The 2,727-nt window shown below is 66.4% G+C and carries 1 protein-coding gene; it reads left to right on the top strand.

The window, feature by feature from the left end; translation table 11 throughout:
* Window positions 1–739 precede the first annotated feature (739 nt).
* Window positions 740–2,152 carry a DEAD/DEAH box helicase gene (locus R5H29_RS00090; RefSeq protein ID WP_019660948.1) on the top strand — a complete coding sequence of 471 codons (1,413 nt, stop codon included), beginning with the start codon at window positions 740–742 and terminating at the stop codon, window positions 2,150–2,152.
* Window positions 2,153–2,727: the final 575 nt, after the last annotated feature.

The following is a 2,727-nucleotide window of genomic DNA, read 5'->3' as shown; positions in this document are numbered from 1 at the left end:
TGGGCAGGACACGCCGTAAACCCGTCCCTGGGGGCTCGATGGCGCCATCCATGGCGCCAACGGTCCTGCCCACCCACACCGCCCCACCCCCGACAATTTCCCGATGACGGATCGAACATCCACATCATTCACCGTCGAAATCGATCAGACATCGAAATTGATCGAATGAGATCCGACAGATCGCGGAAAACCGTCGAAGGCGGGGTGGGTCCGGTGGCAGGGGCGTGAGCCGCATGGATGCGGCGACCGAGCTTACATGGGTGAGGGCGCTTTGCTTGCGAAGCACCGCTTCGCAAGCGCCCGAACGCACAGCCGCCAGCGGCTGGGCCGGGCCCCGGAGGGGTACTTGCAGCGTCCCCTGCCACCGGACCCACCCCGCCTACCCACAGGAATCCGGCCTTTGCCGTTGCTTCAGCCTCTGCGGGTGCAGGGCGCAGCCCTGCAGAGAGAACCCCTTACCTGAACAGGCCTTTTTGCGCGAGGTCTCAGCCATCGGTTAGACTAGACAGGTCTGCAGCGGCCGTCCGTTTCCCTCCGGGACCGCCGGCGACCAGGGTCCGCCCTCTTCGCCCGCCCCCACTCCGACGCCGTTCGTCACGCATTCCAGCCGGCGCTTCGTGCCGGCTGCACCCAACTTCTCGCAGCGCGGTTCACGGGAACGCTCCGAGTCAGCCGATCACTTTGATCTGCCCCCGTCTGTCCGTTCGGACAGGCGTTTCTTGTACCTGGAGCAATCTCAATGTCTTTTGAATCGCTGGGCCTGGCGCCCTTCCTGCTGCGTGCGCTTGCCGAGCAGGGCTACGAAAACCCGACCCCGATCCAGCAGCAGGCGATCCCGCTGGCGCTGGCCGGTCGCGACCTGCTGGCCGGCGCACAGACCGGTACCGGCAAAACTGCCGCGTTCGGCCTGCCGTTGCTGCAGCACCTGGGCACCGCCTCGCAGGAAGTGCGTGCCGGCCCGCGCAAGCCGCGTGCGCTGATCCTGGCCCCGACCCGCGAACTGGCCACCCAGGTGCATGACAGCCTGCGCGGCTACAGCAAGTACCTGCGTATCCCCAGCGCCTGCATCTACGGCGGTGTCGGCATGGGCAACCAGCTGGACATCCTGCGCCGTGGCGTGGACCTGCTGGTGGCCTGCCCGGGCCGCCTGATCGACCACCTGGAGCGTCGCAGCGTCGACCTGTCCGGCATTGAACTGCTGGTGCTGGACGAAGCCGACCGCATGCTCGACATGGGCTTCCTGCCGTCGATCAAGCGCATCCTGGCCAAGCTGCCGAAGCAGAACCGCCAGACCCTGCTGTTCTCGGCCACCTTCGAGGACAACATCCGCCAGCTGGCGCTGGAGTTCATGCGCAACCCGGAACAGATCCAGGTGACGCCGAAGAACACCGTGGCCGAAACCATCACCCACCGCGTGCACCCGGTCGATGCCGGCCGCAAGCGCGACCTGCTGCTGCACCTGCTGGCGCAGGACAGCCGCGAGCAGACCCTGGTGTTCGCCCGTACCAAGCACGGCAGCGACAAACTGGCCACGTTCCTGGAAAAGTCGGGCATCAAGACTGCGGCGATCCATGGCAACAAGAGCCAGGGCCAGCGCCTGCGTGCGCTGGGCGACTTCAAGGCCGGCCGCGTGACCGTGCTGGTGGCCACCGACATCGCTGCGCGCGGCATCGACATCAACGAGCTGCCGAAGGTGATCAACTTCGACCTGCCGATGGTGGCCGAGGACTACGTGCACCGCATCGGTCGTACCGGCCGCAACGGCGCGACCGGCCAGGCGATTTCGCTGGTGGCGCAGGATGAAGTGAAGCTGCTGCGCGCGATCGTGCGCCTGCTGGGCCGCGACATGGACATCCGCGATGTACCGGGCTTCGAACTGCAGGTTCCGATCCGCTGGGGCAACAGTGCGCCGGGCAAGGCCGAGCACGATACCGGTGAGCGCGCACCGCGCAAGAGCCACGCGCGCCGTCCGCACGGTGATGCGCCGCGCCATGCGCATGCCGGCCCGAAGAAGGCCGGCGGTGGCCGCCGCGAAGGCGGTGGAAATGGCCAGCAGCGTGCAGGTGCCGGCCAGGGCCAGCGCCGTGGCGGTGGTGGCAATGGTGGCGGCCGTGGTCGTGGCCAGGGTGGCGGCGGTGGTCGCGCTGGCTGATCCCAGCTGACATGGAGGGTGCTTCCCGCTGCGCGGGGGGCTATCGAAGGACGGCGCTGACGCGCCGTCCTTTTTTGTTGCTGGCTACCGCGAGTAGAAGCCGGCGGTGTGCTGCGCTGAGGGCGGATGGGCGTGGGGCCAGCGCAAAACACGCCGTTAACCCATCCATGGGGGCTCGGTCGGCGCATCCATGCGCCTCACGGTTTTGCGCTGGCACCACGCCCATCCGCTTCAAGCATTGCCCGCGCCTTCTTCTCCCGCCGGGTAGCCGGGAGAAGAAAGATGAAATTCAAATTCAAATTCAAATTCAAAGTCAAAAGCCGAAGCCGCAATTCCTGGCTTTGCCTTTGCTTTTGCTTTTGCCCTTGCTCCCGCCTTGGGGTCTGATGCGTCCGCGCCCGCAGGAAACTGTCATGGGAGGCAGGGGGCCTCAGCCAGGACCGTTGGCGCCAACGATGGCGCCATCGAGCCCCCAAGGATGGGTTGACCGCGTGTCCTGGCTGAGGCCCCCTGCCTCCCAAGCACAACAACGCCTCGGCGCCAAACGCCTCAACCCCGCGCCTTACTCGGATTCA

This window comes from Stenotrophomonas sp. A3_2 (genome assembly GCF_036624925.1).
GTDB lineage: Bacteria > Pseudomonadota > Gammaproteobacteria > Xanthomonadales > Xanthomonadaceae > Stenotrophomonas > Stenotrophomonas hibiscicola.
Note: the sequence above shows the minus strand (reverse complement) of the source record. Positions and strands in the feature narration are given on the sequence as shown.

What these genes read in the sequence shown, in the direction of transcription:
- R5H29_RS00090 (WP_019660948.1), top strand. Translation starts at nt 740, where the DNA reads ATGTCTTTTGAATCGCTGGGCCTGGCGCCCTTCCTGCTGCGTGCGCTT.